We start from the raw sequence: 13,088 nt of genomic DNA, 5'->3' as shown, positions 1-13,088 counted from the left end.
TAGGAAAAGCAATCCCCCATGTTCAACCCCGCCGGATGGCGGCCTTTGCCATACCTGTCGAGCGCCTGCTCGGCTGCACGCTAATGTTTTGCATCAAAGGCGACGGCGGTGATGTTTGGCACCTCCGAAAAACGGGCGACGATATCACCGGGGTTGGAAAATCGCTTGGCGGTCAGCACCGTCCGGGTTTCAAACAAAGTTGGCCAGCCAATGGCGATCACCGGTTCCTGCCGCAACACTGTCTTGAATGTTTCAGCTTCCGGCTCATCGAGCATGATCGCAACAAGAACCGAGGTATCGAGAGCGATCATTTCGGCAAGCCATTCTCGTCATAGAGATCGTCGTGAGCCGAAGTGGTGCCGGGTGGCACGGTGCGCCGCCCTTCGGCGGCGAGCTCCCAGATGGCATCAAGCGGATGCGCCTTGTTCTGCTGCCGCAGTTCGACATCGTAGCGCTCAAGTGCCTTTTCAACGAGTTTGTTGACCGGCATGCCGGTGCGGCGGGCGAGCGCATGCGCTAGTTCTTTTGCCTTGGCGCTGCGGACAGAGAGTTGTGGTTCGGACATTGGTTTTCCTTGATCGAATTTTCGCCAAATATAGCGATTTTGAGCGAAGACGGCAATAAAGCGCCATTAGATGGCTCACTATCGATACCGCGTATCAACGTTTGGCGGAGCAGATATTGGCCACCCAGGATTGGAAGACGATTTCCGATGCGAAGGGGCGCCTGCGCAACAGACAGCTTGGCCGCCTCATGAACCAGGCGCTCAAGCGCAAACACGACCGAAGCGACACCCATCGCCCGGTCCCACCGACAAATGGCTTGAACTCTGGACAATGAGTACAATCAGCCGCAGCACTTGCTTTCTACGGCTGGGCCACAGCAAGCGGCCGCCGCCTTGCGGTTTTCTTCTGCCAGCCAGCGATTACGCGGCTTGCAGCTCGCGGCCCGCGGCGTCAGCTCAACATGGACCTGGCCCGCACGAAGGCTGGGATAGGCTGCCTGATAGAGCTGCATCGGCTGTACGCCGTCGCTCACCTCAAAGGTCAGCTTTGCCGACCCGTCCAGTTTCACGTGCTCCGAGACTTTGCGGATGATCGCCGCGAATTTGCCGGCCGGCATATGGGTGCGGTCGCCTTCCTCGATGTCCCACAGCTGCACGAAGATCTCCGTCCAGCTTTCCGGGTTGGCGCTGCAGTCGAGCGCATCAAACTTTCCGGCTTTGACCTCAGTGACATGATAGCCAGCCTTCACCAACTTGCCATCATAGTGGAAGACGAGGGGAATATTCTTGGCGTGCGCCAGCGTTTCGAGAAGCAGGCCGAGGCTGATGTCGGCGTTTTGAATTTTCGAGTTGTCGATCGCGTTCATTCGCGGTAATCCATATTTCAATGATTCAAGGATTATTGAAATATGGATCAACGGCAAGTCCTCGCTGTCTTTTCCGCTCTCTCGCAGGAAACCCGGCTGCAGATCGTCCGCCTGCTCCTCGTCACCGGTCCGGACGGCATGGCGGCCGGAGCTCTGGCCGAGAGGCTTGAGGTTTCGCCCTCGAACATCTCCTTCCATCTGAAGGAGCTTGAGCATTCCGGACTTGTCGATGCTGAGCGCCAGTCTCGCTCGATCATCTACACCGCGAACTACGAAGCGCTTGGTGGGCTTATCCGCTTCCTGATGGAAGACTGCTGCTCCGGGCACCCGGAGATTTGCGCGCCGGCCGTGGAGGTTGCGGCCTGCTGCGCCCCTAAAATGGAGGAGAAACGGCAATGACCACGGACCGCGTCTACAACGTCCTCTTTCTTTGCACGGGCAATTCTGCCCGCTCGATCCTGGCGGAATCCATCCTGAATGCCGAGGGAAAGGGTCGCTTCAAGGCCTATTCGGCTGGCAGCCAGCCGAAGGGTGACGTCAATCCCTTCGCGCTGAAGGAGCTCGAAACTCTGGGTTACCCGTCAAACGGCTTTCGTTCGAAAAGCTGGGACGAGTTTGCCGAACCAGGCGCTCCGCACATGGACTTCATCTTCACGGTTTGCGACAGCGCTGCCGGTGAGGCGTGCCCGGTCTGGATCGGCCATCCGATGAGCGCCCACTGGGGCATCGAGGATCCCTCAGCCGTCGAAGGCAGCGAAGTCGAGAAAGCCCGCGCCTTTGCGCAGGCCGCCCGCTTCCTCAAGAACCGCATTATGTCCTTTATCAGCTTGCCGCTCGCCTCGCTCGACAGGCTCGCGCTGGAGACGCATCTGCGCCAGATCGGCGCCATGGAAGGCGCCAGCATCAAGCAGCCGAAGGCAAGCTGATGGGTGGATTCGATCTGCCACGGCGGCTGGTTGCCGAAGGCCTCGGGACCGCAATGCTGGTCGCGACGGTGGTCGGTTCGGGCATCATGGCAACATCGCTGACACAGGACGTTGGCTTGGCATTGCTCGGCAATACACTGGCAACCGGCGCGATCCTGGTGGTCCTGATCACCATCCTCGGGCCAATCTCGGGAGCGCACTTCAACCCCGCGGTCTCGTTGATCTTCGCAATCTCCCGCACGCTGCCGAGGAGCAATCTCACCGCATATGTGCTGGCGCAGATTGTCGGCGGTGTGATTGGCACGATCGCCGCACACCTGATGTTCGGCCTGCCTGTTATCGAACTGTCGAGCAAGGTCAGGACAGGTGGCGCCCAATGGTTCTCCGAGGGCATTGCGACGTTCGGGCTGGTGGCGGTGATCCTCGCCGGCATCAAATTCGAGCAGAAGGCAGTGCCGTGGCTGGTCGGGCTCTACATCACCGCCGCCTACTGGTTCACCGCCTCGACGTCATTCGCCAATCCGGCTGTTGCCTTGGCCCGATCGCTGACAAACACCTTCTCAGGCATTCGGCCGATCGATCTGCCGGGCTTCTGGGTGGCGGAGGTTGCCGGAGCGGTTGTTGCACTCATGCTGTTCACCTGGCTCCTGCAGCCGTCCACTTCATCGACAATCTCATCGGAGCCGAAGCTATGAACGTTACCATCTACCACAATCCGGATTGCGGCACGTCACGCAACACATTGGCGATGATCCGTAATGCCGGAATTCAGTCTTGAGGTTAGATGCAAAACGACAATTGCATCGGCGCTCATGATGCTTGCCACTATCTCTCAAGCCAGTTTTCGAGTTTCAGGGCATGAATGCGTTGGAACTCACGAGTGTTGTCCGTAACAAGCGTCAGATCCAGTGCATTGGCATGCGCGGCGATCAACAGATCGTTGTGGCCGATGCTCTGACCGGTAGCCTCCAATTCTGCACGAATGCTGCCGTATTTGATGTCTGCCGGCATGTCTAGCGGGAGAACGGGAATCGTTTCGAGCACGCTTTCGACTTTGGCCGATAGTTTTGCCGATCCTTTCTTTGCGCAGCCATACCGCAGTTCAGCCGCGACAACTATGCTCGTGCAAATCTCTTTGGGATCGATCTCTTCGATGCGACGCGCTGCCGGTCCGAACGGGTTGCGTATGAGGTCGCTGATGATGTTCGTATCGAGCAAATATCCGCTCAAAAGATGTTCTCCGGCTTGACGGGCATATCCTCAATATCCGGGAACTGGTCCTCAGGTCCGAGGGCGTCTTCGTTCTTCCATTCGGCAATGAGCTCAATGATATTCGCGGGCCGGGCTACAGGCTCGATAATGAGCTTGTTTCCCTCACGGTGAATCATCACGCGATCCCCCGGCAGCTCAAATTCCGCAGGGATGCGTACCGCCTGGCTGCGATTATTGCGGAAAAGTTTTACTTCCTTCGGTCGAGATGAGGGCAATGAGATAGGCATCAAGGTGACCTCCTTTGTATATGCCATAATGTATATGCCATGGCGCATCGATTCAACTGCGATTTCGGGCGGATTGCTGAATTCGCATTCGTCCCTTTGAAAAGGTGAGGGCGGCAGATTTCCAAATCCAGAAGATACGCATAAACGATCGTTTGTGAGTGTCTCTAGCGCGGTCTCTCGGGCATTTAAATCGGTCGAATCCCTGGCAATGGGACTCTTTTTATCGGAAAAATTCGTTGTCAAAGAAGCCTTGTTCAATTCGATATGAGGGGCTTATCGGAACCTCAGCCAGATCAAGCTCTTCCCAAATCTTCAACCTGCACGCCGAGTGCCTTTGCCAGGGCGTTCCTGCCGCTATCAGGCAGTCTTGTAAGGCTGCTGGTGATCCCTTCCTGCCATGAAGGTCCTCTTTCCCATGCCTCTTCATAGGCATCGGCCAGCACGTCACCTTGGCGCGTCTCTACAAGGGCTTCAAAGAGCAACGCGGCCTGCGATCGATCTTTGTCCGCCTTGGCACGCCCAAGTGCATCTGTAAGCCGTCTCGAGGCCACGATAAGCTTATGGACGGCATACCGCTCGGGCGCTGGTACGAGGACGTTCACGCCATCACGATGAAGAAGCACCGTGCGGACAGGTTCGTAGATCAGGTAATCGAGAAACCGCAGGTTTTCTGCCGACGCGCCACCGAGGGCGGGCATGGGTGACGGTTTGCCTGTATGTTCGTCCGATCCCCGGTTTCCCGTCAGGAACTCCACCCGGTAGCCTTTGCCGTTCACGAACGCGACGACCTTCGCCTGGTCCGATCGATGCGGGACTGCTCGGAAGCCGGGATCGATCGACTGGAGGATTTTGAGCACGGGTGGCAAGCTGTCGCCGACCTCGGCCGAGATCGCAAAATCCTGCGCGAAATCGGCATCGCCTGTCTGCATTGCCGACGACGGCAGCCGAACGCCGAGAAGGCCCGCATAGGTGCCGAATGCCACTGATCCGATCAAGACAGCCCGCAGTCGGAACAATCCCGCGTCCGCAAGAGCCTTCGTGATGTCGCCCGCGAACGGATCTGGACCGGGGAGGCCGGCACGACGCAACGAGCTAACCATGCGTCGGCGCTCCTTGATGTTGTCCTTGATCTCCTTATGGGCGTTCACCCGCGCCGTGATCTCTTCGTCGCTGTGTGGACCGACATAGCTTCGCTTGTCGCCATTTGGAGTAGGGAGATCGAAATACCAGTAGTCGCGGCCCTTGACAGGAACTGTGACGAAACGGCCCTCCAGAGGAAAGTCCGCGTGGAACCGTGCGTCGAGCGACCGCTGCGCTAGCTCGGCAAACATCGTGCGATAGACCAGGTCGATCTCTTTCATTGTTGCGTCGCTTCTTTCCTGAGCGCTGCGGGCGCTAGCTCGGCCGTCGCCCTCTTTGGGGACGGTCCTTTCCTAAGAAGGTGCGTCCGGTCACCGGAGACACCACTAGTTATAATTTTTCTGCAAAAACATTATAACTCTCTTGCGACGTGTCAACGACTGAGCCGGTTATAATGTTTTCGCGAAAACATTATAACTGCGTCGGAACCCCTGCGCTCGCAAGGGCCGCCGGTCGAAAGAGAATGGATCCGCTTTCCAATATCGGACAGATCGCGCCCTTTATCGTGATACCAACTTGTTCAGCCCACGGGCGGATGTCTACCCTCGTCAAGTCACGAGCCGCGCGGCCCGGCCATTCTTTCGCTCGGCGTTGTTGTAATAGCTCGCCGCCTGCGTTACCGACTTGTGCAGGGATTGCTGCATGGCCTCCTGCAGGGATACGCCGCGGTTGGCCGCTTCGGTCAGATAGCCCGATCTTAGCCCGTGCGCCGAAAACGCCTCCGGATCCAGACCTGCCTGCCTGCATCGGCTTTTCAGGATCAGATTGACCGACTGCGGCGTCAGCGCTCGCCGGTCGACATTGCCCCACTGGTCGATGCGCCGAAAGACCGGGCCGCTCTCGATCCTGGCGACCTCAATCCAATGCTTCAGCGCCTCGACCGGCCGACCGATCAAAATAACATGGGCCGTGTCGTCGGCGCTTGTTGTCTTGGTGCGGCCGAGGTTGATGGTGAGGCAGGGAAGAAGAGGGGAGGCGGGATTTTTCGGATCGGCATGCACCGGCTCTTCGTCGACCAAATCCTCTATGCGCAGGTTGGCGACTTCGGAGCGCCGGCGGCCACCGGAGGCGAAGGCGGTCAGCAGCAAGGCGCGGTCGCGCAGATCGACGAGGCGCTCGCCGGCGCAAGTGGCCAGCAGCTTTGCCAGGATATTGCCGGTCACCGCCATTTTGCTTTTACGCTGTCGTGGCCGTCCACTCGCTTTGACCGCGAGCCGCAAGGCCGTCTTCAGCGAAGGCGCCGAAAACGCCCCCGTCAGCCCGCGCCAGCGCGTCAGGATCGACCAGGAGGTCAGGCGACGCCGCACGGTATCCGGCGCATGTGGACCTTCGGCGCGCAGCAGCCCTTCAGCCCGCAACCCCGTCTCGACCTCGGCCGGCATGCCGTGGTCGGGATTTTCGGCGCGTTCGACGGGATCCCAGAGATGATGCGCGACGAATTTCAAAAGCAGGCTTTCGGGTGCTGGCCAGGGGAGCGGAGCACCGGTCGAAAGCTCGCACCAGGCCTCGAGGTAGCCGAGATCGGAGGCGAGTGCCCTGAGCGTGTTGGCGCCCATCCCTTCCTTGGCCAAGTGCTTCAGGGTGGCGACGTCCTCGTCGGTCAGAAGTTCAGCGAGTTGGTCGCGCCGGTCGAAGGGCAGGATCGCATCGAGAGCGTCAAGCGCCTCGGCGCGCGCGACCCGCGCTTCGTCCGAGGACGCCGTTGGGGCGGATTTTAGCAGACGCATCTTGTTCGCTTTCGTCTTGCGGGATTTCCGGGAAATCCGTATATTACGGAAAAAGGAGAATAGCCATGACAGCGACGGTCACCGCCGCGGCGGTTTCGAAAAATTTCGGCGCCTTTCAAGATGCCGCGGTTCGCGAGCCGGTGATCATTACCAAGAACGGCCGGCCCCGTACGGTGCTCATTGCCTATGAGGACTATCTTCGGCTGATGCGGCGAGAGCGTCGCGTCGACCTGACGACGGAGCTTGGCGACGCGGACATCGCTACGGTCGAAGCATCCGAAATGGACCTGGGTCTCGATCATCTCAATGCCGAACTGCTGACCGACAAGAATGCTGCCGACTGAACCGAAGGTCGGCTGGGTCTTCCGTTATTCCTATCTCTGGCACCGTCACCACCTCGAGGGACGCGAGGAGGGCGACAAGGATCGGCCGAGCCTGGTGCTGGCGATCGTGGCCGCGCTTGAGGACGAAACGCCGGTCGTGCGCGTCTTGCCGATCACCCATTCGCCGCCAAGCAATCCGGATGATGCGATCGAGATCCCGCCGGCCACCAAGCGCCGCCTTGGCCTCGACGACGAACGCTCGTGGATCGTGCTGACCGAAAGCAATCGCTTTGTCTGGCCGGGCCCCGATATTCGTCCGCTCGAGCGCGAAAGCGGCTATTACGGGCCATTGCCGCCGGCGCTGTTTGCCGAGGTCAAGCAGCGTTTTGTGGCGTTTGCCCGCGGGCAGGGCCATCGCTCCACGGGCCGCAGCGACTGAGGCTGGCACGGCCGCGGCAATTGCCGCGCTGGCGCGGCGTCGGCAGGCGCGACGTTCAATGACAGTTCGAGGGCATTGGAACTGGTTTTCCATCGCTTTGAGCTTCGAGCGGGCTTGTGAGTTGGCACGAGTTTAGCTTGTCAGTCTTAGAGGATGAACGGGCCATTATTAACTGTTTTTTAACGATTTGTCCTCGGGGACGATCGGTGGACTCGACCTGGTTCAGCGGATTTTTTGTTCCTCGAAGAAGTCGCTGTCTTTGATCTGTAACGATCCACAGTCATCGTAGTCCAAAATCGGGAACTGGCTTCGCACCTTGGTCAGGAACGAGGAGGTCTTCGATGGCGGACAGACCGGATAAACTGACCGTGTGTGACCCGGCTTGGCAGAAGGCCGTGGCACGGGAGGCGGTCATAAGGCCTTTGATCTCAGCAACCCGGATATCTCGAGGAGATATCACTTCGGCCTGCCGACAACTCGGTCTGAAGCGCACGCGGCTCTATGAGCTCGTCGCTAAGTTTCGCAAGCGACCAGTCACCAGTTCGCTTCTCGACGAAATGCCCGGGCCGGAGAAGGGGAGGCGACTGCTCTCGGCCGATCAGGAAGACGTGGTCAGGCTTGCCATCGAGGCAGTCTATTGCGCTCGCGAACGTCCGACCATCAGCGCAGTTCATGACCACGTTCTCAGAGCCTGCCGCCAGCGGGATCTGCACCCTCCGTCCTGGAAGGCAGTCAAAGCGCGAGTGGATCAGAGCGACCAACGGCGGCTGATGAAGTTGCGGGAGGGTGCGAAGGCGGCCCGACAGCAGTTCGCGGCAGTGGTGGGTGAATATTCGGCCCAATATGCGCTCCAGGTCGTTCAGATCGACCACACCCTTGTCGATCTGTTCATCGTCGATACAGTCAGTCGGCAACCGCTTCAGCGACCGTGGCTGACGCTGGCAATAGATGTCGCGAGCCGGATGGTCGCAGGGTTTTATCTCAGTCTGGAAAACCCGTCGTCGACATCCGTCGCCCTGGCTGTCCAACACGTTGTTTTGCCAAAGGAGAGCTGGCTCGCTTCGCGCGGAATTGAGGCGGAATGGCCGGTCTTCGGGTTGCCCGACGTCATCCACCTCGACAATGGCCGCGAGTTTCATGGCAAGGCGCTGGTGCGAGGTGCTGCGGAACACGGCGTAGAGCTTCAGTATCGTCCCGTCGCCCGTCCTCACTTCGGGGGTATCGAACGGCTGATCGGAACGATGATGGGCGCTGTGCATCTCCTGCCGGGATCCACGTCCAGCGATATCGGCAGCCGCGGGGATTATGACCCACAGAGACACGCCATCATGACCCTCGACGAGCTTGAGCAATGGTTGGCCCTGCAGATCGTCGGCCGATATCATGCAAACATCCACCGCGCCTTGCGACTGCCTCCAAATACGGCCTGGCAAGATGCTGTCGCTGCACGCCCACTTCCCCGACGGCTACCCTATGACGAACACCGTTTCCTCCTCGACTTTCTGCCATTCGAGGAGCGAAACGTCCGAAGGGACGGTGTGCACTTATTCGGCCTCAAATACTGGGATGACGTCCTCAGTCCGCTGGCAGGCGGGCCATGCAAGATGCGCGTTCGATATGATCCTCGCGACCTCTCCACGGTTTACGGCGAGGCGCCCGACGGATCGACCTGGCCAATTCGCTTCGCAAATCTCGGCTGGCCACGCATCACGCTCGGAGAGCATAGGCAGGCACTGGCTTTATTGAGGCAGCGTGGCGTGCGCTCCGTCGACGCCGACCTGATCTTCAAGACCATCGACGGGCAGAGACGGATCGTCGAAATGTCGGGCCAGCAGACCCGCAGCGTGCGACGGAATGCGGAAAAGCGCTCCTGGGCGCTGGCATGGGAGGGGCACTCTTCCGTTCCTGCGCGGGACTCTGGGGATGACCAACACTTTGTGGAGCTGCCTCCGCTCAGCGTCGACGAGTGGTCGTGACGCATTACTCCCACCTGCAGCCGGCATACAGGCAATATGCGGATCTCACAGCTGATGAGCGGATCGCCTGGATCCGCGCCGATCGGTGGCTGGAAACGGCGAATGCACACCTGGCGCTTGCGAGGTTGAACGACCTGCTCACGTACCCGCCGCGAGACCGAATGCCATGCCTGTTGATCTACGGCGACACCGGCATGGGCAAGACCAAGATCATCCGAAAATTCCTTCGCGATCGCGTGCCAACTTTCGATCGCGGCACTGGCACGACGACCATGCCGGTCGTGGCGATGCAAATGCCAGCCGAACCGATAGAGCGTGACGTCTATGGCGAGCTTCTCAATGCAATGAACGCACCTGGACCGATGGGCGACGCGACCTTTCGGCTAAAGGCGACCTGCCGCAACCTGATGCGCAGCATGAGCGTTTGTATGCTGATCATCGACGAGATCCACGCGATGCTGAGCGGCACCTACCGGCAGCAGCGGATTTTCCTCAATGTCATCCGGTTTCTGGCGAATGATCTGAAGGTGCCGCTGATCTGTGCAGGAACGGACCTTGCTCGGCAGGCGCTGTTGACGGATCCGCAGCTGGCAGAGCGGTTCGAGACGTTTCATCTGAAGCGGTGGGTCAACGACCAGCATCTTGCGCAACTCCTGGCGAGCCTCGGCACAATCCTTCCGCTGAGGCGCGCCTCCGATCTCGGGTCTGCGCCGGTTCGTCGGCGTATTCTCGAACTCACGGACGGCGTCACTGTGCGGATATTTCGGTTGATCGAGACCGTGGCGGCAGAAGCGGTCCGCAGCGGCAAAGAGGCGATTGCCCTCGAAAGCTTTGCCGGCGACGATCTGGTCTTGCCGCTGGTCGCCATGACGCAGCATGCGGAGCACCAACTCAGACGACAGGTGGCTCAGTGAGACATGTACGGTTGCTTCCGGTCGCACCCCGTCCATGTGAGGACGAGCTCCTGTAATCCTGGCAGTGCCGCGTCGCCTGCCGCTATGACAGCACACCGGCGCAGATCGAGGCTTGGTTCGGTGGGCGGTCGGTTTCGATGGGAGATAGCTTTGAGGCTCGGGATTTCCGGCCGGAACAAGACATGACGTGGCGCTGGACGCGGGCCTGCAGACTCAAGGAACGCGATCTCGAGCAGCTGGCGCTATCCAATCTTGAAAGGCCTGAAGACTAAGAAGAGGGGAGGCGGGATTTTTCGGATCGGCATGCACCGGCTCTTCGTCGACCAAATCCTCTATGCGCAGGTTGGCGACTTCGGAGCGCCGGCGGCCACCGGAGGCGAAGGCGGTCAGCAGCAAGGCGCGGTCGCGCAGATCGACGAGGCGCTCGCCGGCGCAAGTGGCCAGCAGCTTTGCCAGGATATTGCCGGTCACCGCCATTTTGCTTTTACGCTGTCGTGGCCGTCCACTCGCTTTGACCGCGAGCCGCAAGGCCGTCTTCAGCGATGGCGCCGAAAACGCCCCCGTCAGCCCGCGCCAGCGCGTCAGGATCGACCAGGAGGTCAGGCGACGCCGCACGGTATCGGGCGCATGCGGACCGTCCACGCGCAACAGCCCTTGGGCGCGCAAGCCCGCCTCGACCTCCGCCGGCATGCCGTGGCTCGGATCTGCGGCGCGCTCGGCCGGATCCCAGAGATGATGCGCGACGAATTTCAGCAGCAGGCTTTCGGGTGCTGGCCAGGGGAGCGGAGCACCGGTCGAAAGCTCGCACCAGGCCTCGAGGTAGCCGAGATCGGAGGCGAGTGCCCTGAGCGTGTTGGCGCCCATCCCTTCCTTGGCCAAGTGCTTCAGGGTGGCGACGTCTTCGTCGGTCAGAAGTTCAGCGAGTTGGTCGCGCCGGTCGAAGGGCAGGATCGCATCGAGCGCATCGAGTTCTTCGGCACGCTTTAGAATTTCATGGCGTGAAAGCGGCAGCTCAGTGTTCATGTTCGAGTGGCCCAACGACGGTGACACCTTCACCGCGGGCGGCGGCGGCCATCTTTCGGTCGCCGGTTGCCAGAGGTAATCCCCGGGTTCTGGCAAGCGCGACATAGCTCGCGTCGTATGCGGTCAGTGCGTAACGCGCCGCCAGTTCCAGCACCAGGCCATCTCCGCCGGAGCCAGCGTCCTCGAGCGGCAGCCCTCGCAGCTGTGTCATCAGCAGCAGTGGTTCGCCCTGCTTCAACCGGCCGCGTCGCTCGGCCACCAGAAACAGATTGCGGGTCTCAAACCAGAACAGTGCCGGCACAAGACCGACCGTCGAGCGGATCTCCGACATCAGCCGATCGGCGGCGTCGTGTTGTTCGTCGGGCAGAAACCAGGCGGCGGCGACAGAGGCATCGAGAACGAAGGCCATCAGTATCGCCGGCCTTCATCGCGCCATTCGCGGATTTCGTCCTGCGTGGTGACGGCGCGGCCGGCGCGCTGGGCCTTGATCTCGGAGATCAAGGCATCGACGTCGTTGTCGCGGCGGATGCGGGAGAGGCGGGCGACAGGTGTATTTCCGCGCGAAATAATCACCTCTTCACCGGCTTCGACTTTCGCCAGCAGCTCGGACAGATGGGTTTTGGCCTCGGCGACCTTTACGGTAACGGTCATGACGGGTGCTCCAGGTTTGTCTCTCTCGTCGAGCAGAGGGTGGATGGCATCGTTTTTCGACATTCTGCGCGACTATAGGGCGCTTTCCTCAAGTTGGTCAAGGCCTAACCATATCACTATCGATACCTGCAACTTATCGGTGGTCACCCGAGCAGCAACTCGAACTCCGCCTCCGTCATGGAGAGGGTGGGTTGGCCGTCATGGTCGAACAAACTGGCAGCCAGTGCCCGCTTTTTGTCTTTCAGAACATCCATCTTTTCCTCGATCGTGTCGGTGACAATCAGCCGGTAGACAAACACCGGCTTATCCTGGCCGATCCGGTGGGCGCGGTCGACGGCTTGCTCTTCCACAGCGGGGTTCCACCAGGGATCATAAAGAATGACAGTATCTGCTGCCGTAAGGTTCAACCCGACGCCGCCGGCCTTGAGACTGATGAGGAAGACCGGCAGATCGCCCTGCTGAAACGACCTCACCTCGATTGCCCGGTCGACGGTATCACCGGTCAGCAAAGCATATGAGATGCCTGTGTCGTGGAGCCGAGACCGGATCAGCTCGATCATGGAGGTGAATTGCGAAAACACGATCACCTTGCGACCCTCATCGACAAGACTGCCAAGCAGCTCCATCAGCCGATCGAGCTTGGCGGAGCCGGGAGGCGCCGAGGCATTCTTTTTCGTTCCCGTCAGTTTCAGCAAGCGTGGATCGCAGCACGCTTGGCGTAGTTTCAAAAGAGCGTCTAAAATGATGATGTGGCTGCGAGCGAGCCCTTTCTCGGCAATGGCAGCTTGTACTTTTGTATGCATGGCCAGACGAATGGATTCGTAGATTGTCCGCTGACCGGCCGAAAGCTCAATTTTCTCTGTGATCACGGTTTTTGGCGGCAAATCGGTAGCGACCTCATCCTTGGTCCGGCGTAGCAAGAACGGCTTGATGCGCCCCGCCAGAAGCCGCGCGCGCGTTGTGTCGCCCTTTTTCTCGATCGGTGTCCGCCAGTTTCGGGTAAAGTGGAGTGCACCCTCCGTGTGAGACAGGGAAATTCACGGACAGCTCGCGCGTTTAGTTATGTCGCTTTTTCCATCTGTCGTCCATCTGCGGTCGC

16 protein-coding genes and 3 pseudogenes are annotated in these 13,088 nt (G+C 59.8%); 8 read left to right on the top strand and 11 right to left on the bottom strand.

Annotation, left to right across the window (positions count from 1 at the left end; all coding sequences use genetic code 11):
• Positions 1-80 precede the first annotated feature (80 nt).
• The 3 genes from GGD50_RS33120 to GGD50_RS31520 form a co-directional block, all read right to left on the bottom strand.
• Positions 81-311: a type II toxin-antitoxin system VapC family toxin gene (locus tag GGD50_RS33120; RefSeq protein WP_245407401.1), complete on the bottom strand. Its 231-nt coding sequence runs from the start codon at positions 309-311 to the stop codon at positions 81-83.
• Positions 308-565: a type II toxin-antitoxin system VapB family antitoxin gene (locus GGD50_RS31525; protein ID WP_107106651.1), complete on the bottom strand. Its 258-nt coding sequence runs from the start codon at positions 563-565 to the stop codon at positions 308-310. The genes GGD50_RS33120 and GGD50_RS31525 overlap by 4 nt, the downstream gene beginning before the upstream one ends.
• Positions 566-846: 281 nt before the next feature.
• Positions 847-1,371, bottom strand: coding sequence for a DUF6428 family protein (locus tag GGD50_RS31520; RefSeq protein ID WP_107106652.1), 525 nt, complete (start codon positions 1,369-1,371; stop codon positions 847-849).
• A gap of 42 nt (positions 1,372-1,413) precedes the next feature.
• Between GGD50_RS31520 and GGD50_RS31515 the strand changes: the two genes are divergently transcribed.
• The 4 genes and pseudogenes from GGD50_RS31515 to GGD50_RS31500 form a co-directional block, all read left to right on the top strand.
• Positions 1,414-1,770, top strand: coding sequence for an ArsR/SmtB family transcription factor (locus GGD50_RS31515; RefSeq protein WP_107106653.1), 357 nt, complete (start codon positions 1,414-1,416; stop codon positions 1,768-1,770).
• Positions 1,767-2,297 (top strand): arsenate reductase ArsC, encoded by a 531-nt coding sequence (locus GGD50_RS31510; protein ID WP_107106654.1) that lies wholly within the window; start codon positions 1,767-1,769, stop codon positions 2,295-2,297. The genes GGD50_RS31515 and GGD50_RS31510 overlap by 4 nt, the downstream gene beginning before the upstream one ends.
• Entirely contained in the window at positions 2,297-2,992 is a 696-nt protein-coding gene (locus GGD50_RS31505; RefSeq protein ID WP_107106655.1) for an aquaporin, read from the top strand. The genes GGD50_RS31510 and GGD50_RS31505 overlap by 1 nt, the downstream gene beginning before the upstream one ends.
• Positions 2,989-3,069, top strand: a pseudogene (locus tag GGD50_RS31500) (arsenate reductase (glutaredoxin)); the annotation flags it as partial. The gene GGD50_RS31505 and the pseudogene GGD50_RS31500, both read left to right, overlap by 4 nt.
• Positions 3,070-3,122: 53 nt before the next feature.
• On the opposite strand, the gene GGD50_RS31495 reads toward GGD50_RS31500, so the two are convergent.
• From GGD50_RS31495 to GGD50_RS31480, 4 genes are all read right to left on the bottom strand, one after another.
• Positions 3,123-3,527, bottom strand: a complete 405-nt coding sequence (locus GGD50_RS31495) for a type II toxin-antitoxin system VapC family toxin (protein WP_107106656.1) — start codon at positions 3,525-3,527, stop codon at positions 3,123-3,125.
• Entirely contained in the window at positions 3,524-3,796 is a 273-nt protein-coding gene (locus tag GGD50_RS31490) for an antitoxin (protein WP_107106664.1), read from the bottom strand. Before GGD50_RS31490 ends, GGD50_RS31495 begins: the two co-directional genes overlap by 4 nt.
• 293 nt (positions 3,797-4,089) lie before the next feature.
• Complete coding sequence (locus GGD50_RS31485) at positions 4,090-5,157, bottom strand: nucleotidyltransferase family protein (RefSeq protein WP_107106657.1); 1,068 nt, start codon at positions 5,155-5,157, stop codon at positions 4,090-4,092.
• A 327-nt stretch (positions 5,158-5,484) separates the two neighbouring features.
• The gene (locus GGD50_RS31480) at positions 5,485-6,663 is read right to left on the bottom strand and encodes a site-specific integrase (RefSeq protein WP_183941119.1); all 1,179 of its coding nucleotides are present in this window, start codon (positions 6,661-6,663) and stop codon (positions 5,485-5,487) included.
• Between the two features lie 65 nt (positions 6,664-6,728).
• Between GGD50_RS31480 and GGD50_RS31475 the strand changes: the two genes are divergently transcribed.
• The 4 genes from GGD50_RS31475 to GGD50_RS31460 all read left to right on the top strand — a co-directional run bounded on the left by GGD50_RS31475 (position 6,729) and on the right by GGD50_RS31460 (position 10,315).
• Positions 6,729-7,007, top strand: coding sequence for a type II toxin-antitoxin system Phd/YefM family antitoxin (locus GGD50_RS31475; RefSeq protein ID WP_107106659.1), 279 nt, complete (start codon positions 6,729-6,731; stop codon positions 7,005-7,007).
• Positions 6,994-7,425 carry a plasmid maintenance toxin (PemK-like) gene (locus GGD50_RS31470; protein ID WP_107106660.1) on the top strand — a complete coding sequence of 144 codons (432 nt, stop codon included), beginning with the start codon at positions 6,994-6,996 and terminating at the stop codon, positions 7,423-7,425. Before GGD50_RS31475 ends, GGD50_RS31470 begins: the two co-directional genes overlap by 14 nt.
• A gap of 341 nt (positions 7,426-7,766) precedes the next feature.
• Positions 7,767-9,401: a Mu transposase C-terminal domain-containing protein gene (locus GGD50_RS31465; protein ID WP_107106661.1), complete on the top strand. Its 1,635-nt coding sequence runs from the start codon at positions 7,767-7,769 to the stop codon at positions 9,399-9,401.
• On the top strand, positions 9,398-10,315 hold the full coding sequence (locus GGD50_RS31460; RefSeq protein ID WP_210203676.1) for a TniB family NTP-binding protein: 918 nt from the start codon (positions 9,398-9,400) through the stop codon (positions 10,313-10,315). The genes GGD50_RS31465 and GGD50_RS31460 overlap by 4 nt, the downstream gene beginning before the upstream one ends.
• 270 nt (positions 10,316-10,585) lie before the next feature.
• Here GGD50_RS31460 and GGD50_RS31455 read toward each other — a convergent pair.
• The 4 genes and pseudogenes from GGD50_RS31455 to GGD50_RS31440 all read right to left on the bottom strand — a co-directional run.
• Positions 10,586-11,338 (bottom strand): annotated as a pseudogene (locus GGD50_RS31455) (integrase); the annotation flags it as partial.
• A complete protein-coding gene (locus tag GGD50_RS31450) occupies positions 11,328-11,747 on the bottom strand; it encodes a type II toxin-antitoxin system VapC family toxin (protein WP_107106663.1) in 420 nt (139 codons plus the stop codon). The pseudogene GGD50_RS31455 and the gene GGD50_RS31450, both read right to left, overlap by 11 nt.
• Positions 11,747-11,989: a type II toxin-antitoxin system Phd/YefM family antitoxin gene (locus GGD50_RS31445; RefSeq protein ID WP_107106665.1), complete on the bottom strand. Its 243-nt coding sequence runs from the start codon at positions 11,987-11,989 to the stop codon at positions 11,747-11,749. The genes GGD50_RS31450 and GGD50_RS31445 overlap by 1 nt, the downstream gene beginning before the upstream one ends.
• Positions 11,990-12,132: 143 nt before the next feature.
• A pseudogene (locus GGD50_RS31440) lies at positions 12,133-12,993 on the bottom strand (DEAD/DEAH box helicase); the annotation flags it as partial.
• Positions 12,994-13,088: the final 95 nt, after the last annotated feature.

This window comes from Martinezella paranaensis, assembly GCF_014200235.1.
Classification (GTDB): Bacteria; Pseudomonadota; Alphaproteobacteria; order Rhizobiales; family Rhizobiaceae; genus Rhizobium; species Rhizobium paranaense.
This window is presented reverse-complemented; position numbering and strand designations above follow the sequence as displayed.